The sequence below is a fragment of the Streptomyces shaanxiensis genome (genome assembly GCF_039537145.1).
GTDB classification, from domain to species: Bacteria; Actinomycetota; Actinomycetes; order Streptomycetales; family Streptomycetaceae; genus Streptomyces; species Streptomyces shaanxiensis.
The window spans coordinates 16,671-39,792 of the sequence record NZ_BAAAZY010000024.1; the positions used below are offsets into that span (position 1 = coordinate 16,671).

Annotated in this window: 15 protein-coding genes and 4 pseudogenes; 11 read left to right on the top strand and 8 right to left on the bottom strand. The window is 70.1% G+C overall.

Going from position 1 to position 23,122, the window contains the following annotated elements:
- Positions 1–84: 84 nt before the first annotated feature.
- The 4 genes from ABD932_RS34460 to ABD932_RS34475 form a co-directional block, all read right to left on the bottom strand.
- Complete coding sequence (locus ABD932_RS34460) at positions 85–1,080, bottom strand: ABC transporter ATP-binding protein (RefSeq protein WP_345019003.1); 996 nt, start codon at positions 1,078–1,080, stop codon at positions 85–87.
- Positions 1,081–1,154: 74 nt separating this feature from the next.
- Positions 1,155–3,929, bottom strand: coding sequence for an ABC transporter permease (locus tag ABD932_RS34465; RefSeq protein WP_345019005.1), 2,775 nt, complete (start codon positions 3,927–3,929; stop codon positions 1,155–1,157).
- Positions 3,926–7,108 carry an FtsX-like permease family protein gene (locus ABD932_RS34470; protein ID WP_345019007.1) on the bottom strand — a complete coding sequence of 1,061 codons (3,183 nt, stop codon included), beginning with the start codon at positions 7,106–7,108 and terminating at the stop codon, positions 3,926–3,928. The genes ABD932_RS34465 and ABD932_RS34470 overlap by 4 nt, the downstream gene beginning before the upstream one ends.
- Before the next feature lie 810 nt (positions 7,109–7,918).
- Complete coding sequence (locus ABD932_RS34475) at positions 7,919–8,482, bottom strand: tyrosine-type recombinase/integrase (protein WP_345019009.1); 564 nt, start codon at positions 8,480–8,482, stop codon at positions 7,919–7,921.
- Positions 8,483–8,898: 416 nt separating this feature from the next.
- Here ABD932_RS34475 and ABD932_RS34480 point away from each other — a divergent pair, with 416 nt between their 5' ends.
- Positions 8,899–9,138: a hypothetical protein gene (locus ABD932_RS34480; RefSeq protein ID WP_345019011.1), complete on the top strand. Its 240-nt coding sequence runs from the start codon at positions 8,899–8,901 to the stop codon at positions 9,136–9,138.
- Between the two features lie 184 nt (positions 9,139–9,322).
- On the opposite strand, the gene ABD932_RS34485 is transcribed toward ABD932_RS34480, so the two are convergent.
- Together ABD932_RS34485 and ABD932_RS34490 are read right to left on the bottom strand one after the other, a co-directional pair.
- Entirely contained in the window at positions 9,323–9,949 is a 627-nt protein-coding gene (locus ABD932_RS34485; protein ID WP_345019013.1) for a glyoxalase, read from the bottom strand.
- A gap of 338 nt (positions 9,950–10,287) precedes the next feature.
- On the bottom strand, positions 10,288–12,039 hold the full coding sequence (locus ABD932_RS34490) for a hypothetical protein (RefSeq protein WP_345019015.1): 1,752 nt from the start codon (positions 12,037–12,039) through the stop codon (positions 10,288–10,290).
- Between the two features lie 629 nt (positions 12,040–12,668).
- Here ABD932_RS34490 and ABD932_RS34495 point away from each other — a divergent pair.
- From ABD932_RS34495 to ABD932_RS34535, 9 genes and pseudogenes are all read left to right on the top strand, one after another.
- On the top strand, positions 12,669–12,980 hold the full coding sequence (locus ABD932_RS34495; RefSeq protein ID WP_345019017.1) for an SDR family oxidoreductase: 312 nt from the start codon (positions 12,669–12,671) through the stop codon (positions 12,978–12,980).
- Positions 12,981–13,335: 355 nt separating this feature from the next.
- Positions 13,336–13,470, top strand: a pseudogene (locus ABD932_RS44115) (hypothetical protein); the annotation flags it as partial.
- 73 nt (positions 13,471–13,543) lie between these two features.
- Positions 13,544–13,909, top strand: a pseudogene (locus ABD932_RS44120) (AMP-binding protein); the annotation flags it as partial.
- A gap of 75 nt (positions 13,910–13,984) precedes the next feature.
- The gene (locus ABD932_RS34510; RefSeq protein ID WP_345019794.1) at positions 13,985–14,356 is read left to right on the top strand and encodes an AMP-binding enzyme; all 372 of its coding nucleotides are present in this window, start codon (positions 13,985–13,987) and stop codon (positions 14,354–14,356) included.
- Positions 14,353–14,847 (top strand): enoyl-CoA hydratase-related protein, encoded by a 495-nt coding sequence (locus tag ABD932_RS34515; protein WP_345019019.1) that lies wholly within the window; start codon positions 14,353–14,355, stop codon positions 14,845–14,847. Before ABD932_RS34510 ends, ABD932_RS34515 begins: the two co-directional genes overlap by 4 nt.
- A gap of 521 nt (positions 14,848–15,368) precedes the next feature.
- Positions 15,369–16,427, top strand: coding sequence for a hypothetical protein (locus ABD932_RS34520; protein ID WP_345019021.1), 1,059 nt, complete (start codon positions 15,369–15,371; stop codon positions 16,425–16,427).
- Positions 16,428–16,540: 113 nt separating this feature from the next.
- Positions 16,541–16,690 (top strand): annotated as a pseudogene (locus ABD932_RS34525) (IS1380 family transposase); the annotation flags it as partial.
- Between the two features lie 35 nt (positions 16,691–16,725).
- Positions 16,726–17,024: pseudogene (locus ABD932_RS34530) on the top strand (transposase); the annotation flags it as partial.
- A gap of 194 nt (positions 17,025–17,218) precedes the next feature.
- Positions 17,219–18,352 carry an aminotransferase class I/II-fold pyridoxal phosphate-dependent enzyme gene (locus ABD932_RS34535; protein ID WP_345019023.1) on the top strand — a complete coding sequence of 378 codons (1,134 nt, stop codon included), beginning with the start codon at positions 17,219–17,221 and terminating at the stop codon, positions 18,350–18,352.
- Here ABD932_RS34535 and fxsT read toward each other — a convergent pair whose 3' ends face one another.
- Positions 18,353–20,485, bottom strand: coding sequence for an FxSxx-COOH system tetratricopeptide repeat protein (gene fxsT / locus ABD932_RS34540; protein ID WP_345019025.1), 2,133 nt, complete (start codon positions 20,483–20,485; stop codon positions 18,353–18,355).
- An 89-nt stretch (positions 20,486–20,574) separates the two neighbouring features.
- Entirely contained in the window at positions 20,575–20,964 is a 390-nt protein-coding gene (locus ABD932_RS34545; RefSeq protein ID WP_345019027.1) for a hypothetical protein, read from the bottom strand.
- Positions 20,965–21,485: 521 nt separating this feature from the next.
- On the opposite strand from ABD932_RS34545, the gene ABD932_RS34550 reads away from it, so the two are divergent.
- Positions 21,486–22,853 carry a pentapeptide repeat-containing protein gene (locus ABD932_RS34550; RefSeq protein ID WP_345019029.1) on the top strand — a complete coding sequence of 456 codons (1,368 nt, stop codon included), beginning with the start codon at positions 21,486–21,488 and terminating at the stop codon, positions 22,851–22,853.
- Positions 22,854–23,122 lie beyond the last annotated feature (269 nt).

Sequence of the window (23,122 nt, forward strand, 5' to 3'; positions counted from 1 at the left end):
CCCGGTCGTCTGCATCACACCGCAGACGCGGGGTCCGGCATCAGGCCACGTCGGAGTGGGCGGGCCGGATGTACTCGGTTCGTCTCAGAGCCCCGGCCGCTCCTCGGCTGAGCCCTGGCCGTGACGGTCGTTGCGGGCGTCGTCCGGGCGGACGGCGATGTGGTCGGGCTCCAGTTCCAAAGCGACGCGGTCGCGCATCCCCAGGGCCCGGGTGTACTCGGCGGGGAGTTGGAGGCGGCCGGCCCGGTCGAGCATGGCGTATTCGCGGGCAACCAGGTTCTCCTGGCCGGTGGCGGAGTCGACTTCGCTGTGGCGCAGGACTTCCGTCGCCGTGCGGCCGTCCCGGATGGCGACCGTACGGCGGACCTCTGCGGCAACGGACTGATCGTGCGTGACGATCACGATGGTGGTCCCCAACTCCTCGTTGGCGGTGCGGAACGCGGCGAAGACCTGTTCGGCGGTGTGGGAGTCGAGTTCGCCGGTGGGCTCATCGGCGAGCAGGACCGCGGGATCGTTGGCGAGGGCGACGGCAAGGGCGACGCGCTGCTGCTGGCCGCCGGACATCTGGTGCGGCCGACGGTCACGACATTCGACTACGTCCAGCAGGTCGAGGAGTTCCATGACGCGGTTGGCCCAGGTTCGGCGCCGGCCTCGGGCGCGAGCCAACTGCAGGGGCAGGGCGACGTTCTGTGCGGCGGTGAGATAGGGCAGGAGATTGTGGGAGGTCTGCTGCCGGACGAAGCCGACGGTCTTGCGACGGTAGGCGAGTCGTTCCTTGGAGGACATCGTGACCAGGTCGTGGTCGGCGACACGGGTCGCGCCGGCGGTGGGTTTGTCCAGTCCGGCCAGGATGTTCATGAGGGTGGACTTGCCGCTGCCGGAGGCGCCGACCAGGGCCATGAGCTCTCCCTTGCGGACGAGGAGATCGAGGCCTTGCAGTGCCTGGACCTCCACGCCGTCGGCGGAGAAGATCCGTACCAGCCGGTCGCAGGTGATCAGGGCGTCGTGACCGTAGGCAGCGGCGTTGCGCGCGGCGAGGGCACGGTCGGCGAGCTCGTGGAAGGTCGGGCTGCTGGTCATCGGCTGCTCCTGGGTGGTCGGAGGGGCACGGGCCGGTGCCGGAGGGCGCTTGGTCTCGAGGCTCTGCTCACTGTCTAGTTGTCACCCAGCCTCAGTTCGCGCACCGAGCCACGTCGGCTGGTCCACCAGGCCTGGCCGGCGGGCACACCGATGGCCAGGAGCAGCACGGTGAGCGCCGGAACCGCGAGCGAGAGCGGATCGGTGCGCAGCACGGCCCCCTCGAGAGCGGACGGCGAGGCCAGGGCGATGGTCGTGAGGTCGATACCGGGCGACAGCAGCTGAATGCCGACCCAGCCGGTCAGCATGCCGCCGGCCGCGGCCAGGAACGCCTGTGGGAGGGCCGTGAGGATCAGAAGTCGGCGGCCCTGGGCCCGGGTCATGCCCATCGTGCGCAACCGGGCGAGCAGGGCGCTGCGTTCGGGCGCGGTGCGCAGCACGGTCAGCACGAGCGCGAGGACCGCGTACCCGGCGCCCGCGGCGACCGCGACACCGTACAGGCGTTCCGCGCCGGACTGCAGCGGTGATTCGACGTGCCGCGCGCGTTCCTCGGCACGCAGCCGGACGGCCGCCGCCGTGCCGTCCGCCACCGAGCGCAGCGCCCGGCCGTTCAAGGCGTCACCGGTCAGCAGCAGGGTCGTCGTACGCGCCGAGCCGCGGGGAAGGCCGGCGCGGTCGACGATCAGGAAGTCGTCACCGAGCACTGCCGGGGTGCGGTCTCGGACCAGGACGATCCGGACGGTGACGGAGGTGCCGTCCGGGAGCAGGACGGAGTAGGGGTCGGTGCCATACTCGTCGGCCACGCGAGTTGAGGCCAGCGCGGGCAGGGGCCGGTCGGCGCTGCCCGTCGTACCGGCGTCCGCCTGCCGGAGGCTCGCCGCGTCGAACGGCCCCAGTCCCGTGTGGTGCGACAGGTGCGCATAGGCGTCAGGGTCCACACCGGCCAGCGGTACCGGCCGGCTGCCCAGTGAGGGTTTCGCCTCGTCGGTGACGCTTACTTCCGTCATGTCCCGTACGCCGGGCAGTCGGCGTACTCGGTCGGGCAGGGCACGAGGAAGTTCACCGGTGATGGTCTCGATGCGGCCGTCGGCGCCGACGTGGAGGAGCGCGGCCTGGTCGCGGGCCGCCGTGACCCCTGCCAGGACCGAGCCGCCGAACGCGGCCGTGGTCAGGGCGCTGAGCAGGGCGAGCAGGGGCAGCACGGCGAAGCCGGGGGCACGAGCCACATGGGCCAGCGAGAGCGGAATCACCAGGCCGCGCATGCGAGTGGTGGCCTTGCTCAGCGCACGGAGCGGCAGGGGGTGGAGGCGTGCCAGCAGCAGGGCCGCGACCATGCCCGTCAACAGTGGGGCGGCGGCCACCAGACCGGTGCTGCCGGATCCCTGTCGGCGCAGTGCGGCGACCGCCACCGACGCGATCACCAGGACGGTCAGTTCCGCCACCGTTCGGCGCCGCGACGGCCGGGCGGTGGTGAGGTCCTCCCGCCCGTCGTGCATCCGTACCGTGCGGTGCGCCACCACGGCGCGCAGCGGGAGCGCGCCACAGGCGAGCAGGGTGACGGCGAGAGCGGCGGCGACTGCGGGTGCAGTGCGGGCATCGGGCAGGACGAGCAGTGCGGCGATCAGTCCTAGGGCGCCGGCCGGCACGGCCACCACCGCCGTCTCCGCCAGCAGCCGAACGGCCAGGCCGGGCAGTGAGGCGCCGCGGGCACGCAGCAGGGCCAGCTCCGCGTGTCGGCGATCGGCTGCCACGCCGCCGGCCATGGCCAGGACGATCAGGGCGAGGCTGCCGGTCCCGACGGCGGCGAGGAGGAGCAACGAGTCGATCCCCGACCGTAGTCGGGCATGGTTCGCGAGGACCTCGTCGAGATGCGTCTGGGCATCCAGGTCCCCGTCGACAACCTCCCGCATCCGCTGCAGTCCAGGCCCCGTCTCCAGGGAGGCCACGGCGGACGCCAGACGGTCGAGATCGTGGCCGCGCAGGGTGGCGACGTCGGGGGCCACATGCCAGTACCGGTGCGGTTGGCCGGGGGTACCCAGGAGTGCCGGGCCGGCATCGGCGGCGAGAAGCAGGCCACCGAGCCAGTGGACGTCCGTCGGCGAAAGTTCGGGCTGGCGGCTCAACGAGGGGGTGCGCAGCACCGGCAGTGCCGACCAGTAGGCACCCTCGGGGGCGCGCGGGACGACGATTCCGGTGACCCGGACGGCGAGCGGGGCGCGCTCCGAGCCTGGTACGTGGATCACCGAGCCCACCCGGATGTGGAGCGTGCGGGCGGTGTCCACGGTGACGGCGGCCTCGACCTGCGCGGTTGCCGCGGTCACTGGTGCGCCCGTGGTGCGTGGCAACCGGCCCGCGCTGAGCCGGGCGTGGGAGGCCAGGTCCTGCTGGGCGGCGAGCACCAGTTGGGCGGGCAGGCCGGCGGGCCGGGGAAGCCAGGGATCGGGCGCCTCCAGGGGGACGGTCGTGCGCACGCCGTACGACGACTGCGCGGGGTCGGGCACCAGCGGCGCCTCGGCGGTGGCGAGAACCTTGGCCCGCGCCGCGGTCAGCGGACCGACGCGCAGGGCGGCCTCCATCTCCTCGACCGTGTCCATCCAGGGCAGCGGGACCTCCATCTGCACGGTCGTCCGGTCGGGTGGGGCCTGCTCGACCGCCTGGCGCAGCCCCGCGTCCCCGTACCGGTCGACGGCACGCGGGTACGCGGCGGCCAGCGCCGCGGTCACGGCCACCAGGAGCGCGAGGGCAACGGACGTACCGGCGAAGGCCCTCAGCCGGGTCCGCAATCCGGCACGTACATGCGGTGGCACCGCCTTCGTCCCCCCGTCCTGCGGGGGCACCGGCTGCGTGGTCACTGTGTCACCTCGTCCCTGAGAGCCATCACGGGCTTCGCCCGCCGAAGGGCGAGGGCCACGGCCACGAGGGCGGGGCCCGCCGCGAGGGCCGCCAGCAGGGCGGCCAGACGCAGGAGCGGGAGTTCGACCTGGACCGGCGGGAGCGGTCGGGTGGCCTGCCCGGTCAGGACGACAAGGGGAACCAGCGCGTGCGTCAGTACCATGCCCAGGACCGTGCCGACCAGCAGCGCCAGGGCCACGAGGACGCCGTGCTCCATGGCGACCAGCCGGGCCAGCCGACGGCGCGGTGTTCCCAGGGCGCGCAGCACGGCGAACTCACCGTCCCGGGCTCGCATCGCCCCTGCCGCGCTCACCGCGAAGCCGAGCGCGGCGAAGAGCACCGTCACCACTGCCGCCGCGATCAGCGCTGCTTCCGGGGCGGCCCCGAACGGGTCGGCGCGCAGCTCCGCCGCTATCTCGTCGCGCACCGTCACCTGCTGCGGATCGACGTCGGGCAGGGCGCGCACGGCCGCTGCGGTGGCGCCGGGTGCGGCCGTGCTCAGCCACCACTCGGTGGGCTCCAGGCTGGTTCCGTAGCGGGCCTGCAGCGCCCGGTTGACGGCCCGGAGATCGACCAGCAGGGCCCCGCCGTCGTGCGTGGTGGCTTCCGTCGTGGGCAGGGCGCTCGCAGTGCGGACGATGCGTACGGGCAGGGAACGGCCGCCGAAGGTCACCTCCACGCGCTGGCCTTGGCGCGCACCGGACGCGGCGAGGAACCGGTCGGTGGCGACCGCGACGATCTCAGGGGCCGCGGGCTGGGCGACCTTCAGCCGGACCTCCAGCGGCAGGGCGGGCGGCGAGAGGCCGGGCAGCTGGTACCCGGTGCTGTACGTCATGGTGACGGGTGCCGTCGACGCGAGCCGGGGACGGGTCGGCCGGGCATCGTCGTCGGGTGGGGCGGCGGCCGCGTCGGCCTCGACCGCGGTCGTCCACCTCGTCGGCAGGGTCAACTGCCGGACGTCACCGTCGCCGGCTGTCGCCGTGAGCGCGCCGAGGACCAGGCGGTGCCGGTGGGGGCGGCCGGCCGGCTGCTGCGTACTCAGTTGGAGCCCGGTCAACGCCAGCGGGCCCCGGGCGCCGTTCAGATCGGGGATCAGCCGGTGCGGGCGGCCGTCGGCGGCGAGGCTGCCGGACGGTATCTCGTAGGGGGTTCCGTGACGGTCCCGCACCGTGAGCGTGACGTCCGCCTCCGACCCTGGCGCGGTGCTGTGCAGGGCAACGGTCAGCGTGAGCCGGGTGGTCCCTTTCGGTATCCCGATGCCCGCGGGTGCCCCGCGCGGCGCGAGCCCGGCGAGTAACGGACCGTTCGTCAGATCGCGCCGCGCCAGCACCGTCCCAGCAGCCTCCGTCGTGTTCAGGGCCACAACGGTCGCCTCGCGGCTCCCGGAGAGCGACACCGTGTCACGGACGGCGGGGGCGACCGCGTCCACGTGTGGGAGGTCCGCGTAGACATCCGTACGGCCCACCCCGCCGCCCCCGGAGGACAGGACGCGCACCTCGGCACCCGCGCGGAAGTCGGCCTGGTCTGCCTGGGAACGGTGCCAGGACGCGTCCTGCCCGATCGCCACCACACCCAGCGCCACGCAGATGACCAGGAGCAGCACCGGACCCGCTCCCCGCATCGGTCGGCGACTGAACTGCCAGCCGACCATGGCCGCGGTCAGTCCGGGCTCGCGGGTCAGAAGTCGCTCGCCGGCACGCGCCAGCAAGGGCAGCAGCCGCAGCACCAGAACCGTTCCGGCGAGCAGCACCAGAGCGGGCGCCACCACCAGAAGCGGGTCGACGCCGAGAACCCCCTCACGGTCGGCGGTGACAGCACCGGACTGCTGGCTGCCGAGCAGCCAGAAAGCGACACCGGCCACAGCGAGCAACCCGACATCCGCCCCGGCACGCAGCGGTGCGGGTAGCGCTCCCGCCCGCACCGCGAACGTGCCCGCGAATGTCGCCCGCCACGCCGGGACAGCCACGGTCAGCGCACACAGCGCGGCCACGCCCGCGGCGACCGCCCACACCTCGAGTCGGCCCCCGGCCGGCACGTCGACGCGCACGCCGGTCCGGCCCAGGGCACCCTGCCCGGCCAGCAGCCGCGTCAACGGCCCCGACACCAGCGGCGCGACCACCACCGCCGGCACGGAGATCAGCAGGGCCTCCAGCGCGGCCAAGCTCGCCAGCCGTGCCCGGGTGGCGCCGCGCGCACGCAGCAGCCCGGTCTCGGCCATGCGCTCGGAGTCGAGCAACCGTGCGACGAGCAACAGGGCGCAGGCCGCGAGCAGTCCGAGCTGACCGGCGACGATCAGCATGCTGGAACGCGAGACGAGCAAGGAGCGTTCGATGCGGTCCAGTACCTCGGGCAACGCGGTGTCCGCTGTGGTCGCACTGCTGAGCGCCGGCCGCTCGCGCAGCTCCGCGGTCCCCGAGCGGGCAGCCTCGCGCAGCGGGCCGATCCGTTCCGTCGTCAGCGAGGAGTAGTCGGCCGAGACCAGCCAGCCCGACGCGCCGACACTCACCCGGCCCGACGCCGGCACGCCTGCGGCGGTGAGCAGGGGACCGTACGTCATGAAATTCGACGCCTGCACGCCGCGGCCGCCCAGGTCGTCCAACTGCCAGTAGGGTGCCCGGACGTCCACCGGTTGGTACACGCCGGTGATCAGCACGCGCACCGCCGGGCCGTCCAGCCGGTCGGTGACGGTCAGCCGGGAGCCGGGCGCCACACCGAGCCGCCGGGCGGCGCTCTGCGGCAGTGCGGCCTCGATGGACCCGGCGGTCACCGCCTCACGGGGGAGCCGCCCGGCGACGGTCCGCACCTGTGTGCGGTCCAGGGCCGCGAAGTACGTGAGGTTCGGGTTTCCGTCCCGCTCGGAGGGCGGCCGCAGCGCCCCCGGCAGGGCGTAAGGCCCCGACCGCAGCAGGGTACGCACCCGCACGGGCAGCCCGGCGAAGATGCTGCGGGCCCCCTCCCGCACGGCGTCGTCGGCCGCCTGCCGCTCGTCGGCCGGCACGTCGGCCTTGATCACCAGAGCGGCCTGGGCAGCATTGCGCTGCTCTGCGAGCGACCGCCGCAGTGCCGCATCGCCTATCGCGCCCGAGTAGGCGGTGAGCGCGGCCAGCACGACCGTGGTCAGCAGCACGGTCAGCAGCACGGCACCAAGAAGCGCGCGATACGCCCACGCTCGCAGCACGACTAACCGCAACACGCCCGCAGGCACGGCTCGTTGCCTCACCAAACCCCCCGTTTTCAACCACACGGACCGGAACGCGATGCGGCGTCGGTGGCGTGCGGGTGCAAGAGGGAATTGTAGGACGGACTTTGGTCGCTTGTGATCGAATGTCGGCGGTTTTTGAGGGTCCTGCCGTCGAACAGGCCTGCCTGATACAGATGGTCAGTCGGAAGCGGCGCGGGACCGGAGTTCGTTGAGCGGAAAATCGATCACAGGTGAAGCCCTGTCTGCTCGGTCGAGGCCCTCAGGGTCGGCTCCTGGAACGAAGCGCTTCGTGCCGCCGCAGCCGCTCTCGCCCCGATCCAAACGGTCCAGCCCCGCCGCCCGAGCACAATGATCTCGGCGGTCGGTGCCGTGGGCGGCGGACAGCAACAGGGGGATGCCTCAGGCGAGGGCCCCGTCGAAGTCGTCGATCACCCCGTCCCGGCCTGCCGCGGACAGGGACTTGTCGCTGACACTGGCGATCCAGCGCGTCTGCACGGCGACCTGGTTCAGGCTTCAAACAACCCTCCACGGCGCCGAGTCGGGCCACCATCATCCCTTCGGGATCCCTCGCCGCCCATGTCCTGCGCACGTAAAAGCCCACCCGTGGTTGCACAGACCAGGACATGCGCCCCCTCAGGTCGAGCGTCACCCCGGCGGGATTCGACGCGGCCGACTCCATACACGCAGCCTTACAACCTGGGGTCCGCGACGTGGGCGGACGAACGGGGTCTTGCGCGAACTGCGCAGCTAGGCCTGTCGGACACGCTTCCGACTGCCGCAGGATGCGGCCGTCTCCCGCCGGCTGTCCGTGCCCCGACGCGCACGCGGCACAAGGCCGGCCGCCTTCTCCGCAATGTCCCGGTCGACCTCCTCCAGCAGCTCGGTGTAGGTGTCGCCGGTGAGCTGGATCGAGGAGTGCCGGAGCACCTTCTTCACCGCGAAGATGTCGCCGCCGCCCACGTGGGTGAGCGTGGCCGCCAGGTGCCGGAGGTCGCGGAGGTTGATCGGCGGCAGCCCGGCCCGCTTGCAGATGCGGCGGAACTCTTCCGACACCTTCTCCGGATGAAGCCACGTCCCGTCAGGCTCGGTCCACACCTTGCCCATGTCGACCCAGTCGGCAACCTCCGTACCCTTCGCGCGTTCCTCCGCCACATGCCGGTTCCGCTCGTCCCGCTCGGCGAGTTGCTGCGCGCGCCGCTCCCGCAACACGCCGACGTCGAGGGAGTCGAGGGCGATCGTCGAGGACGACTCCTCCGTCTTCAGGGCTGGCCCTCGCCGAGGAGAACGCTTCGGCCACCTGGGCGGATCCAACGGGTGAGGCTGCCGCGACCGCCTTTCTCGTCGCCGCCGGCGTAACACCGCAGATGGCTGCGGTCCGCGTACGGGCCGTTCTGCTTGAGTCGTACAACAACTCATTCGATCGGGGCTAGGGCCTGCGGTTTTCCATGATTCCGGCCTTCGAAGTCAGCACGGAACCAGCACGGGGTTGGTGACGTGCTGAACTCGGTGCTGGCAGGCCTACGTCGCAGCACGCTCCATTGGCCCCGACTGCATCCACACATGGTTGCTCAGTGTCACCAACAGCCTGAGCCAACAGGGATAAACCAACCTCCCAACGGCACCGTGATGGCTCTGCGCGTGCTGCCGAAGAAGGACGACGAGGAGAGCCCTGAGGGAGCAGATGCCTCCCGGGCCCCCTTGAACTATGGACCGCAGGAGACCCGCACATGAGGACCGCACGCCGCCGCACCGGAGTCGCCGTCACCCTCGTCGGTGTGCTGATCGCCGCCATCGGCCTGATCATCTACATTCCGGCGAGCATCGATTCCGACGCCGCGGATGAGGCGCCATTCCGGGCCGACGCGGACAAGCGGATCGCGGAGGAAGACAAGACATTCGGGCTCGTACTGATCGGCCTCGGTGCCGCTGTCACTGTCGGGCGATGGGCCGTGCGGCCTCAGCGGTAGCGAGTGATCCGAGAGCGACCCGGCTCAAGGACCGGTGAGCCGAAGGGTTCGGTGGGCGAGCCCGCACACTCGACGACCGGGTCCAGGACGCCAGCCCCTACTTGGGGGGTGCACCGGCTGCGGCGGACCGCAGCCGGTGAGAGGGCTCCTTCGTCGAAGTTGGGGCGCAGCCGCGTAGCCCGGTTCACAGCGAGGCGGTCTCCGACGCGGTGGTCCACGCGAAGCCGTCCGGGTCGGTGAACGGCTCGGCATCGCTGCCGATCGTGAGCCGGTGCGATCCGGTGCCGTCGGGAGAGACACCGGCGACCTTGGCCAGGCCGCGGCGCTTGTACAGCGCGAGCTTGACGGGATCGGCCCCGGTGGCGAACTCGACGTACTTGCCGCCGAAGCTCTTCGCCACGGTGAGGCCGTGCTCGACGTAGAACTGCTTGCTGGCCTTCACGTCCTCGACGCCGAGCAGGAGAACGAGCTCGTCGAACTGCCGGGTGGCCGGGCCGGTGTCCTTCTTCGACGACGACGCGACCTGCCAGATCGTCCCGTCCGGTGCCTGTACGACGCCCCCATAGCCCCAGAGCGACTTGCTGGCGGGCTTCAGCGTCGCGGCACCGGCCCCGACGGCTGCGTCGATGAGGGCGTTGACGTTGGCCGGCTGGGACACCACGAGCGACAGCGTGAACCCGCGGAAACCGGTCGACGGTGTCTCCGACGCCCGCAGGCGTACCTGGCTGCCCAGCTGGAACGCGGTGGTGTAGAAGCGGTCGGCGGCTGTGGGGTCGGCCACCTCAAGGGTGACGGATGCGATGGAAGTCATGACAAAGACGCTAGCTACGACCACGAGAACGGCGCTTCTCGATTCCTGACCAGAACGGAACCCAGGCGCACGACCGAGGGGCCGAGTCCGGCGACGCGAGTGCCTCACGTGGTCAGATCGCCATCGCTTCCTTGCGCTCGCACGGGCCAGCCAATGCCCGGGTGCAGGACCAGGACCATGACGTGTGCGTACGGCGCGATCCCGCCGGGCTTGCTCGATTCGGTGACCGGGGTCCACCATCGGCAGGCTCGCGACAGACGACGCGTGGCGGCAGGGCGTACGGCTGACGACGGCGCCGCTGATCGCGCACGCGCTCCACGCGGCGCGATCAGGTCAGGTCAGGTCAGTGGGGGTAGCTCCCCGTCGGAGGTGCGGTCACGCTCGGAGGACAGCGACTCCTTGATCGCGCGGAAAAAGGACCGCCGCTCGACCAGCTGGGCACCCCGCACCTCGGCCAGGGGCTCGGGGCGATACCCGAAACCGACCGGAAGTGAGGGCAGCCCGAGCGTGGCGAACGCCTCGTCGAGGTGCTGTCGTGGATCACCGGTACCGCGCAGTACCGCGGTGAGGGGTCGGTGGTCCGTCATGCCGTATGCAGCCGCCAGCGCGGTCGCCCGGTCCTGTGCCTCCTCCTGCGTCGGCATCTCGGCGGGGTCGGCCCACCAGGCGTGAGCGGTCACCAGGCGGCCGTCGCGGTACAGGTGGAGGGTGTAGTCAGCGCCCTCCTTGGCCGCCACCAGGACCGGCCACTTCTCACCCCGGCTGAAGGTACGGGCCAGCCGGGGCAGCCTGCCCTCGCCGAGCAGGGTCGTGCGCGTGCCCTTGCGGCGGCCCGGAGGTTCCGCTGAGGGCGCGGTCTCGACGAAAGTGGCGTTGCCGGGTACCGGGACGAGACGCATGGTCGTGCCGGTGATCAGGATTGCCTCGCGGACGTCCCGCAGTGGTGCGCCGGCCAGAGCGATGGCCATGGCCGCGGGCGGTGGCGTCGCTCGGGCCGTATCCGCAGTATCCGTCGTGTCTGCGTCCGTTGTATCCGCCGTGCTCGCAGTGTCAGCCGCTCTCGACGGGCCGACGGCGGTCGGCGCTGGTGCGGAGCCGCCGAAGTACGGTGTCCGGCGGGCGACATGGGCGCGAACCCCCTGGCGCATGAGGAGGAAGATCTCCCGCGGATCGCCCAGGTACGCCCATGGGAATGTGCGCGCGTCGGTGCCGATGAGGCGGAAGACCTCCAGGGCTTCGGCCTCGCGCCCGGAGCGGATCAGCGCGAGCGCGAGGTGGTTGCGGAAGCCCGCCGCCCGCCGGTCGCCCGGCCCGAACACGGCGGACAGCTCCAGGCCCGACTCGACAAGCCCCTCGATCCTGGACCACGCCAGCGGCCCCTGTCCGATCCCCGCCTCGTGCTCCAGCGCGTACTCGGTGACCGCGTGCAGAGGCAGTCCGCGCAGCGGTGAACCCTCAGGGGACGCCGCGGCGGCCGACTCGGCGAACTCGAACATCTCCACGTGCGAGCCGTACCACTTCTGTGCCAGGTACTGAACCGCGCGGGCATGCAGCCCCACGTGATGCGGGTCGGCTTCGCGCCCCCGGGCCAGATACTCGTCGAACACCTCGCGGGGAGCTCCGAGCCCCATGGCGTGGGCGATGAGGATCCGCCAGGGAACGGGGTCTTCGGGGTTGAGGTCGGCGGCCGTCTGCAGCACCGGTTCCGCGTCGCGCAGGACGGCGTGGAACGCCCGGAACTGCTCCTGCGACACGTGGCGGGCGCGCGCGGCGGTACGTATCTGCCAGGCCCGGTCGATCTCCAACTCGGCCGCCACCAGGCCGAGATCGGGATCGCCGGGACGCTCCTGCCGCCAGTCCTCGAGCCATCCGGTGTGGTGCAGGGCGAGTTCGGCCAGGGCGGAGCTGTACTCACCGCGCCGTTCCCAGTCGCGGGCGATGCGCGCCTGTGCCAACAGTTCCGCCGCCGGTGCCCAGGCACCTGACCGGGCCGAGGAGAGCGCTGCCCGCAGAGCGGAATCCGGCGCGTCCACCTCCACTGTGCCGTCGGGCGGCAGTCCCTCGCCGGTGGCCGCGAAATGCCGCATCATCCGAGGCACCGCGAACACTTCAGGCAACCTGCCCACAACCCACCCCTCCCCCACTGCCCCCCGGCCGCGCACAGTCGATCATCGCCGAGGCGCAAACCTTACCGACCGCCCCGCCCGGACGTGCACGAGACCGACCACGCCGAGGGGCCGTCAGGAGTAGGCTCCGCGACCGCCGAACAGACGTCCCAAGGAAGCACCCACCAGCTCCCTCGCAACCGTCAGCTCCATACACTGCTCATAAGAGCCTCGCAGCAAGGTCTCCCGGGACGACCCCTTGCGCGTGGGCCGCCCCGAGTGCAGCTCCAGTTCAATCCCCATGACCCCTCCTTCGGCTTCGGACACCGAAGCTTCGCAGAGATCATTTGTCAGACACGACCTGGCCGGAGACGATGCCCGGCACCGGCAGGTGAGCCGGTATCGGGTCTTGTCTGCCTTGGAACGGACAGAAGCCGAGAGGAGCGGCAGACAGCAGGCAGACGGCCTACCGCACCCAGCGAGTGCCGGTGGTGCGGTGCACCCCGTTGCGGTCGGCCAGATCGCCGCCTGCCGCGGCCAAAGACCCCAAAGGATGCGGCGAGATCCATCCACGGCGTGGATGAGCCGGATACGGGATGCGGATCGCGCGGAGGATGGCAACCGGTCTCCCCTGCGCGGCGAGCAAGGCGGCAATCGTCAGACGGACCCGGACGCTGGCCGGCGCGCTCGGCCTGGACATCCGGGTGAACGCGGTCGCCCCCGGCTGGATGGAGGGCGAGTGGATGGAGCACGCGCTCGGCGACAACTACGAGGGCCTGATCGCCCGACGCGCCAAGCGCACTCCCCTGCGCCGCTGCGTCACCACCGACGAGGTGGCCGCGACGATCCTGAGCCTCGCCACGGGCAGCCCATTCGTCAACGGTGAGACCGTTGTGATCGACGGCGGCTACACGGCCACTACCTGAGGACGCCCGCGATGATCGACGGAGTCGTGGCCTTCCCGGCCGAATTCGCCGCGCGTTACCGGGAGTCGGGCTACTGGCAGGACCGCCCGCTGCGGGACGTTCTGGGAGCCGCCCTGCACGAGTACGTCGAGCGGATCGCCCTGATCGACGGAGACAAGCGTGTCACCTACCGTCAACTCGACGAGGGTTCCGGTCGCCTGGCCCGCCATCTGGCCGACCGGGGCATCGGCGTGGGTGCTTCGACTACGTCCGCGTGGTCCGCCGGATCGCCGAGGACCAGGACCGGCCGCTCCTCACCCTCACGGTGGAACTCCTGGAAGAGCTGCTCGTACGAGAACCGGCGACCCCCGAACGCGTGCTCGCCTCGATCGAGATCGACCCCGACGACCCGGCCGTTCTGCTGCTGTCCGGCGGAACGACCGGCATTCCCAAGCTGATCCCGCGCAGTCACAACGACTACGCGTGCAACACCCGCCTGGCGCTGCCGGTCTGCGACGTGCGCCCGTACGACGTCCTGCTGCTCGTCCTGCCGATCGAGCACAACCTGCCGCTGGCCTGTCGTCGGACGGCATCGCGTGACCCATATCCACCTGGTGCCCTCCCTCCTGATCAGGTGGATGAGCGATCCAGGCATCACGCGGTACGACCTGTCCTCCCTGCGCGTCCTGCAGAGCGGCGGACAGCGTCTGCAGCCCGAAGTCCGCGATCGCGCCGGACAGTTGATACCGACCGCCGCCGTCCAGGAGAACTTCGGGATGGCCGAGGGGCTGCTGATGTTCGTGCGCCTCGACGATCCGGAGGAGGTGCGCCGGCAGACGTGCGGCCGCCCTGTCTGCCCGGACGACGAGATACGGCTGGTCGACGAGGACGGCACCGACGTCCCCGAGGGCGGGGTCGGCGAGCTGTGCGTGCGGGGCCCGTACACCCTGCGCGGCTACTTCCGGGCGCCCGAGCACAACGCCCGGGCGTCCACCTCCGACGGGTTCTACCGCTCGGGTGATCTGATGCGCCGCCATCCTTCGGGCAACTACGTGGGCGAGGGCCGCCAGAAGGACCTGATCACCCGCGGCGGCGAGAAGATCAGCGCCGAGGAGATCGAGAACCTGATCCTCGCCCACGCCGATGTCGACAACGCCGCCTGCGTGCCCGTTCCTGACGAAGTGCTCGGGGAGCGGATGTGCGCCTGCGTACTGCTGCGCCGCGGCGCCCGGCTGGACCTGCCGGAACTGGTGGTGTTCCTGCTGGGCTTCGAGATCGCCAAGCACAAATTGCCCGAACAGTTGGCCGTGTTCGACGAGCTTCCCCTCTCCCCCATCGGCAAGGTGTCCAGGAAGGATCTCGTCGACCGGCTCACAGCCCGGCAAGGAGCAGCATGAACGAGCAGCAGCAGCCCCGCCCCCTCGTCCACCGGGAGATCCGGGACGGGGTGGCGGTGCTCCGCATGGACGACCCGGAGCGCCGCAACGTCCTGTCGCCGCGAATGGTGGGGGATCTGGTCGACGCCATCGACGCGTGCGAGCGGGACGTCGCCGTGAGCGCGATCGTGCTCACGGGCACGGGCCCGGCCTTCTGCGCGGGCGCCGAACTGGACAACCTGCTGGCCGCCGCGCAGGGCGAGGAGCACCGGCTGCGGGAGGTGTACGCGGGATTCCTGCGCGTGGCCTCCTGCCGGCTGCCGACCATTGCCGCCGTGAACGGCCCCGCGGTGGGGGCGGGTCTCAATCTCGCGCTGGCGTGCGACATCCGGCTCGCCTCTGAAGAGGCCCTGTTCGACTGCCGGTTCGCCCAGCTCGGACTGCACCCGGGCCACACCTGGATGCTGACCCGTGCGGTCGGCCACAAGCTTGACCCAAGAAGAGCGATCTGATTTGAGGGGGGCGGGCGCGGCTCGGCATCGGCCGATTCGGGGGCAGAGTGTCGGCTGACAGCGTGCGGCGCAGTTACAGGGTGTACGCCAGCAGGACGACGCCGATGGCGAGGCTCAGTGGTGCCGCCGCGAGGGGCACGGGAATCCACGCTGATGACCAGGTAGTCGGTGGTGCCGAGACCAAGCAGGATCGCGTCAACGCCGAACCGCGGTCCATCCCCATGCAGGGCCGCCACTCGTGGAAGCCTGAGCGTGCAGCCGTACGGAGGGCCGGAGCTGAGCCTGACGATCATGAGGCCGCCTTGTGGCATCAGCTGACGCCGGATTCTCGTCACCCGGACAGACCAGTACGGCCTGACCTCGTCCCCGACCCCGAGTCAGAGAATCCTGCCTCCGGCTCGCCGGGCGATCTTGGCGTGAGTCCCGCACGATGGTGCTGGTTGCCCGGACATGGGTCGCTCAGGGCAGACGCTTCGCAGGTGCGGCGGACTGCCGCCCCTTCCTCACGCGGGAGCACCCCCATGGCAGTGATGACGGAGGAACTCGTACCGGTGCTGGAGGACGCGCGCCAGGCTCATGCTGCGGTCCTCGACCGGTTCCGGGCGGATGCGACGGTCACGCCGCCGGGCGCGTACCGGCAGATGCTCGAACGCCAGGCTGCCGAGGTCCAGGTCAGCGTGCAGCGGATTCGCCGCCAGGAGCGCGCCCTGCGGCCCCGCGGCCTGCTGAGCACCGCGGTCGGTGTGACGCGGTCCGTCTCGCGCGGTGCGGTGCGCGCGGCGATACTGCCGCTGACGATCGGGACGGCGGTCGTGAGGGGAGTGCTGCCCGGCGCGGGCCCGGCCGATCCGCGACGGCTGCTGAGGAACGCGGAGGACGAGTACGCGGCCGCGGCGCGGGCGCTGGCAGCGTCCCGGGCCGGGGAGGTCCTGGCCGAGCAAGTGGACGACCAGGTCACTGCCGATCTGCTCAGCTCGCTACGCCGCCAGGACGAGGAACTGCTGCGGGAACTGCAGGCCACCCTCGCCGAACATGCCCGCACCATAGCGGCGTCCGCCAACGGCTTCGGTCCGGACGAGAGTCGGAACGGTGGCTTTGCCGAGATGGCGGCCCACACGGTGCGGACTTCTTGGACCGGGGTGCGTGACGTGGCCCAGCGCGGCGTCCGGCGGGCCTGGGGCGCGACCCAGGGCATGGTGCGGGATACACCCCGGACCGGGCCCATGGCCGAGGAAATCCTGGGAGCGGTCAGGCGGGAAGAGGACCTGCCGATTCCCGAGTTCAGCCGGCTCAGCATGCACCAGATCGAGAGGCGGCTGCGCATGCTGTCCCAGTTGGATCTAACCGTGGTCGAGGGCTATGAGCGCGCGCACGCGAACCGGGACCGAGTCCTGGACGCCATCGAGCAGCTGCGCGGTGAGCAGCCGTGGACCGGCTACGACGCCATGGACACGGAGGACATCAGCGCGAGCCTGCAGGACGCTCCATCCGGTCAGGCCCGTCAGGTGCTGGAGTACGAACGGCGCCATCGGCAGCGGCCAGAAGTCATCACCGCCGCCGAGGCGCGCATCTCCGGTTGACCGGGCGTCGCCACGGGCGGTGAATCATTCAGCTCTCAGCGTGGCTCGAGGAACTTGCTGTACACGTCTCGTCGCCACCGATAGTGATCGGCGGCGGCAGTTGGGGACAGGGAACCGACACTGTCGGCCTGCGCTTCACCGTGTTCGCCACCAACACCAGGAACACGCCGATTGCCGCAATCGAACTGCGGCGCCGCCGACGGGCCCGCGCCGAGGACCGTATCCGCGTCGGCCGCGCCACTGGCCTGCGCAACATCTGTCTCTCCATGATGCCGCACGGGACGAACCGGACGATCACGCCCTCTGCCGATCCCGAGGAGGCCTGACCACCAAAATCCACCTCGCCTGCGACGGTCGCGGGCGGCCTCTCGCGATCCTGGTGACACCGGGCCAACGCCACGACAGCATCTGCGCACGCCCCCTCCTGGAACGCATTCGGGTCCCGCGCACGGGCCTCGGCCGACCTCGCTGCGGACCCGACGAAGTCATCGCGGACAAGGCCTACGGCTCCCGAGGCTTCCGGCCTACCTGAGCCGACGCGGCATCGCGCAGACCATCCCGGAGAAGGCCGACCAGCATCGAGACAGACGAAGCCGTCGCCCGTAAGTGCAGCCACAAGGCGCTGATGAGCCTGGCCCGACCGGCACGGGTCGCAAGAGGCGCGTCGTACTCAACAGCCGGGAACAGCCGTTAAGTTGACATACCTGTAGCTTGCGGATGGTAAGGGCGAAGAGGGACGATTAGAAGCGGTCCCTGACAGGGGCGGTCGGTCGAACACACAAGGGGTGACGGTGATCGAGCGCAATCTCACGCAAGAGGAGGTGGACGCTCTCCCATTCGAACACAACCTGTCGGATGGCCACGCCTTCCGCTCCTGGACACACGCCGAATCTGCGATCATCGCCCAATCGGCGCGCTTCTTCGCCGAGTCCGACCGCAGGGGCGGGCAGCGGGCCGAGGCCGAGTACATACGCCGCTACCTCGCGCTCGGGGGGCAGTCATACATCCCGGACTACTTCACCGGGCTGATGTCATACTCCGCCTCGATGGCCGTCGAGATCGTAGCCAATCTGCTGCGCCTCCGGAGGCTTTCCGCGGCCCTGATCGAGCCCTGCTTCGACAACATCGCCGACATCCTGCGGCGCCACCGCGTACCCCTGCAGCCCTTTCCGGAGACCGTACTGACGGACGGAACGGCCGCGTTGGAGGCGCTGCTCGAGACGCTCACAGCGGACGTGATCTTCCTGGTGAGCCCGAACAATCCGACCGGTACCGTGGTGAGTGAGGCGGCGTTCACCCGGATCGTCGAGTACTGCGTGGCCGAGGGGAAGCTGCTCGTTCTGGACGGGTGCTTCCGGGTCTATCTGTCCGACGAGGAGGTCTACGACCACTACAGGATCCTCGCTGCTTCTGGAATCGACTGCGTGGTGATCGAGGACACGGGAAAGGTCTGGCCTGCGGCCGAGTTGAAGGCACCCTTCCTCAGCGTCTCGCCGAGGCTGGTTAGCGCCGTCATCGGAATGCACTCGGACTTCCTTCTGCACCTCTCGCCTTTCACCGTCCGACTGATCACAGAGTTCGTGTGTCTCGCGGAGGCCGATGGTGGCCGCTATCTACGCGAACTGGTCGTGGAGAACAGGACGCTCTTTCAGAGCAGGATCCCTGGTTCATTTCTGAGGACGGACGACACTCAGAAGCTGGGCCTGGCATGGCTGGAGGTGTCGGCCGGCGGACTGGATGGAGAGGGCGTCCGCAGGCTGCTCGCCGAGCGAGGCGTCCATGTCCTGTCCGGCGAGAGGTTTTACTGGTCGTCACCGCACCTGGGTCGACGGCACCTTCGCATGGCCCTGTTGCGCGACCCGGACATCATCGTCCATGCCTCGGCGGTGATTGCTGATCTCTGGGACGAGCTCGGTGTGGGCTGATCACGGAGATATCGGCACAGCGGCAAGGGCCCGGGCCGAGCGCTGGGTGTCCGGGTGGTTTTCGCCCAGCACCCGGCATCGCCGCATCCAGGTGTCGCGGTGCAGTTCGCGGGCGCGTGTGTAGTCCTCAAGGGCGCACAAATCGTCCGCGAAGCTGTAGGCGGAACGGAGCGTGTCGGGGTGGTCGTCACCGTGCAGCCGTCGCCGCCGGTCCCAGACGTCCTCGTTCAGCGCCCGCGCTTGGGGATACTCACCCCTCCGGTGGAGGGTGATGGCGAGGAAGTGTTCCGTACGCAGGGTGTCCGGGTGGTCCTGGCCCAGTCGGTGCCGCCGCTGCCCCAGCACCCACCGCTGCAGCTCCAAGGCTTGCTCCAGTTCACCCAGGTCGCAGAGGTCCGAGGCGAGATGGTGCGCGGAGTGCAGTGTGTCGGGATGGTCCTCGCCGAGGACCTGCCGGCGTCGCTTCCAGACGTCCGCGTTGATATCACGGGCCCGCTCGCGCTCGCCGAGCTCATACAGGTCGGAGCCGAGGTAGTGAGCCGACTGCAGTGTGTCGGGGTGGCTCTCGCCGAGCAAGCGGCGGCGATGCCGCCATCCCTCCTCGTCCAGGGCGCGCGCCCCGGCAAAGTCCCCCAGGTCGCAGAGGTCGGCAGCGAGCTGGTGCGCGGAACGGATGGTGTCCTGATGGTCCCTACCGAGGACCCGGCGCCGCCGATCCCAGACTTCCTGGTCAACATCCCGGGCTTGTGCGTATTCACCGAGCTCGAACAGGTTGGACGCGAGGTTGTAGCCGGAGTGGAGCGTGTCGGGATGGTCGGGGCCGAGCCGGGCCATCCATGAATCCCGGGTGATCCGGCAGATGTCGACCGCGGACCGGGATTGGCCGGAGAAGTACAGATACCGTTGCACCTTCAGGACCAGGGCACGGAACGCCTCTGCGTCCAGCTGGATTCCGGGTAGGGCTGCGGCGGACGACAGGAGCTCCCTGACGTGCGGGACGATCAGCCCGTACTCCGGCCAGGATTCGGGCGTGTCCGGGTCGCCCAGAGTGATCGTGGCGAGCAACTCCTCAGCGGCGTGGTGAATCCCCCCGTGCTCGGCGAGCGGAAGCCTCGCCCGGAGCAGAGTATGAACGAGGCGGTGCATCTGCAGGGCGTTGTCGGCGTGCCGGGCCAGTCCGAGGGTGACGATCTTGCGGACGGCCAGAGCGGCCGTCGCCGTGTCACCGAGCTGGACGCCGAACCGAGGTGGCCCGACAGTGGGATCGGAGCCCAGCGGAATCGGCTCCGGAGCGAGAAATGCGAGCCGGTCGAGCAGAGCAGCGGCAGCCGGCCCGGCAGTCGTCACCAGCCGGTCACGACTGGTGACGACCACTGACACCAGGCCGGGGTGGGCAGAGACCGTGCGGTCGTCCAGGCCGCTCGCCGTCGGCTGGGATTTGAGGAGCGTGAGGTAGTCGGCGGTCTCCAGGCCGGTCTCGTCCAGGAAGCAACCGACTTGCTCGACCGAGAGGGGCAGATCGCCCACTGCTGCGGCGACCCGGTCGGCGTCTTCGGGGGACAGGGACGGACAGCGGCGCGACAGAAGCGTGATCGACTCGTCTCGCTCGAACTCGGTAATGTCGATGCGCGTACCGATTCGTCCGATGCGGGGATCACGACCGGTGATGAGTAGCCTCCCTCCGTCGGGAGGGAGGAGATCGTTCATGCCGCCGAGATCGTCAAGGTTGTCGTACACCAGCAGCCAGTCCCTCCTGGCCGCCAGTTCCACCCAGAGGGCCCGTATCAACAGGGACGGCTGCACGGCGGTGAGCCCCAGCTGGGAGGCCAGGGCGGTGAGGCTCGCCATAACCGCGGCGGGCTGGTCGGCGCCCACCCACCACACCAGCCCGTAGTCATCGGCGTGGCGATGGGCGTATTCGAGGGCTAGTTGGGTCTTGCCGATACCGCCCATCCCGATGAGCGACACCCAGCCATGTTCCTCGGCGCCGCCTTCTCCTGCGCGCCGCATGTTGTTGCTGACGCGCTTAAGGAGGGCGATCCGCCCGGTGAAGGCCTGATTGCGCGACGGAAGCGCGTGGATGGGCCTCGAGCCGGTGATCGGTCCGTTCGACGGCGGGGGCGCCAGGTGCACGTGGTCGATGCGCGCGGCAACGACTCCGGCGGCGATCGCCGCCGTTCCGGCCGCGATCGTCGGGTGGGCGGGCGTCTCTCCGGAACCGCTTAGCCCTCGTGCGGTCCCGGGGGCGAAGGGTGGTGCCCGGTCGTCACTCCTTCCGCGACATTCCCTCCGACAACGACGCCACCAGTTTCGACCTGGAGGCCAAGCGTCAGGCTGCCGCCGCTCTGATGCGCCAGGCCGGCCTCGTGGCGTTGCAGGCGGTCGACGGATGCGGCCAACTCAGCGGCAAAGCCGGGATCTTCCTCCGCCACGTCGGCGATCGCGTCCGTCGCCCGCCGCGTCGTGCGCTCAGTCACCTCGCCGTCGACGGCCTGCACCAGCAGCCGCGTGACGGCGGGATCGTCGCCGACGACCCCACTGACCAGCTCGTGCAGGGCGTCCATGCTCTCGTCGAGGACCCGGTCGATCTCGGCATCGGGAGGGCTGCCCACTCTCCGAACGTTCCTGACGAGGTAGCCGACCGTCGCCCCGGCCACTAGTTCCAGTCCGGGTGTAGGCACTGTCCCTCCCCGCTGTCGCCTGAGACAAGTAAACACCCTGACGGCCCACTTGCTGTCAAATCGTTTCCGACAAGGTTCGGGCCGAAATACGCCAAGGTGTGTCCATCTGGTGGCCTTGTCTTGCTTTCGATGGTTGCTGTGGCCCCCTGACCATCAAGGACGCAGTCGAAGAGAGGGAACGGCCCGTCGCGCGGGCTCGGACGCCGTAGTACACGGCGCTGCGCTGTGCCTGCGGGCGCACCATCGAGGCGCATACATGACTGTCACCGGACCGGCCGTGGCGGACGGGCCGTTGGACGTACGGAGGGTGGTCCGGGCGAGGGTGCGGCGTAGGCGGGGTCGGCCCCGTTGAGTGGGAATGAAGGGGGAAGTGTGCTCACCTGTCCGGGGGCTTCCTCAGAGGCCCGGCGGCGGCCGCAACCAATGGCGGGTTTGGACTGTCTTCTGGGAATGTGAACACACACCTGCCCCGGCGCTGGGCCGAGCGGCGCGGACTGCGACTTTGGCCGGTGGGCACGGTCCTCGCCCTGACCTTCACCGCCGCGGTCCTTGTGGCGGTCGCGGTGTTCTACACCGGGTGGGAGCTCCTTGGTGCCCGGGGGCTCAAGGCCGAGCCCCGCATTGAGTCTCAGACGCTGTTCGATCTGGTGAAGCTGTCGTTCGGCGTGGTCGCTGGCGCCGGTGCCTTGGTGGCTCTGGTGGTGGCGTACCGGCGCCAGCGCGTCGACGAGGACGGTGCCCTGCGGGAGGCGACCCGCTTGCACACCGAGCGCTTCACCACTGCTGTCGCCCAGCTCGGCGAGGAGTCCGCCGCCGTCCGCCTCGGCGGGGTGCACGCTCTGGCCGGCCTCGCCGACGACGCTCCCACCCGTCGCCTGCGCCAGACCTGCATTGACGTTATGTGCGCTTACCTTCGCCTGCCGTACACCGTCGAGGCAGACCTGCCGGCAGACAACGCCCAGGCCCGGCACGCGTACTTGGCCCTACGGGAGGTGCGGCACACGATCATCCGCCTCATCCGCGACCATCTGCGGCTTGAAGAGCACCCGCACTCGTGGCGGGGGCACGACTTCGACCTCACAGCTGTCACGTTCGACGGTGGCGATCTCTCGAAAGTGCACTTCGGCGGCGGGACGGTCGACTTCAGCGACTCGGTCTTCTGCGGAAGCATGGTCGACTTCCGGGGCGCGCGGTTCTCCGGTAGCACGGTCGACTTCAGCAGGGTGGACTTCAGCGGCGGCACCGTCGACTTCAGTGGCTCGGACTTCTCCGCAGGCACCGTCTATTTTCGCGACGCGCGGTTCTCCAGAGGCACGGTTCACTTCAGCGGCAGTCGCCTCGGCGGTGGCACGCAGTTCTCGGGCAGCGCGATCGTTTTCAGTGGATCGGAGATCTCCGGCAGTACGGTCAGCTTCGATGGCGCGTGGTTCTCCGGCGGCCACTTTTTCTTCGACAGGGTGGACTTCTCCGGCGGCACGGTCGACTTCAATGGCTCACGCTTCTCCGGCGACGTTACCGTCGAGTTCGGCGCGTCGTTCTCCGGCAGTACGGTCAGCTTCTGCCGCGCGAGCTTCTTCGGAGGCATGGTCAACTTCAGCGACGCGGTCTTCTCCGGGGGTCTGGTCGACTTCCGCGCCGCGCAGTTTGCCGTCGCCCGGGTCGTATTCGGCGGCATGGTCAGCGGAGCGAGGTTCTCGGGTGGGCGCGTCGACTTCCGCGGCGCGGAGGGTGTCGCGCCGATCAACCTGGTCCCGACGGACGGGTCGCCACTACCGGCCGGGTTGAGTCTGCCGTCCACGTGGCATCCGTCACGGACGTAATCCTTCCGCCTCCCCGGGACAGTTGCGGGCTTGGTCCTCCACGATCTCGGCTCGTACGACGTCATGGACTGGCACCGCGACCTTTCGCGGGGACGCGGGCTACCTGCCGGTCTCGGCGGACCCGGCATGTCGGGGAGACCGCGCCCTTCGCGCCCGGGGGCGCGTCCCGGGAAACGGCCCCATGGAAGAGAATCGCCCTCACAACAGGGTTGAGCGCATGCCGCATCGGCAGGGGGAAGTGTTGTGCCGCGAAGAATTAACGAAGCAGA

Excerpts from the sequence above, each read along its gene's own strand:
- ABD932_RS34460 (WP_345019003.1), bottom strand. The coding sequence starts at position 1,080 with ATGACCAGCAGCCCGACCTTCCACGAGCTCGCCGACCGTGCCCTCGCC.
- ABD932_RS34480 (WP_345019011.1), top strand. The coding sequence starts at position 8,899 with ATGAGGACCGCACGCCGCCGCACCGGAGTCGCCGTCACCCTCGTCGGT.
- ABD932_RS34485 (WP_345019013.1), bottom strand. The coding sequence starts at position 9,949 with ATGACTTCCATCGCATCCGTCACCCTTGAGGTGGCCGACCCCACAGCC.
- ABD932_RS34490 (WP_345019015.1), bottom strand. The coding sequence starts at position 12,039 with ATGATGCGGCATTTCGCGGCCACCGGCGAGGGACTGCCGCCCGACGGC.
- ABD932_RS34495 (WP_345019017.1), top strand. The coding sequence starts at position 12,669 with ATGGCAACCGGTCTCCCCTGCGCGGCGAGCAAGGCGGCAATCGTCAGA.
- ABD932_RS34510 (WP_345019794.1), top strand. The coding sequence starts at position 13,985 with ATGCGCCGCCATCCTTCGGGCAACTACGTGGGCGAGGGCCGCCAGAAG.
- ABD932_RS34515 (WP_345019019.1), top strand. The coding sequence starts at position 14,353 with ATGAACGAGCAGCAGCAGCCCCGCCCCCTCGTCCACCGGGAGATCCGG.
- ABD932_RS34520 (WP_345019021.1), top strand. The coding sequence starts at position 15,369 with ATGGCAGTGATGACGGAGGAACTCGTACCGGTGCTGGAGGACGCGCGC.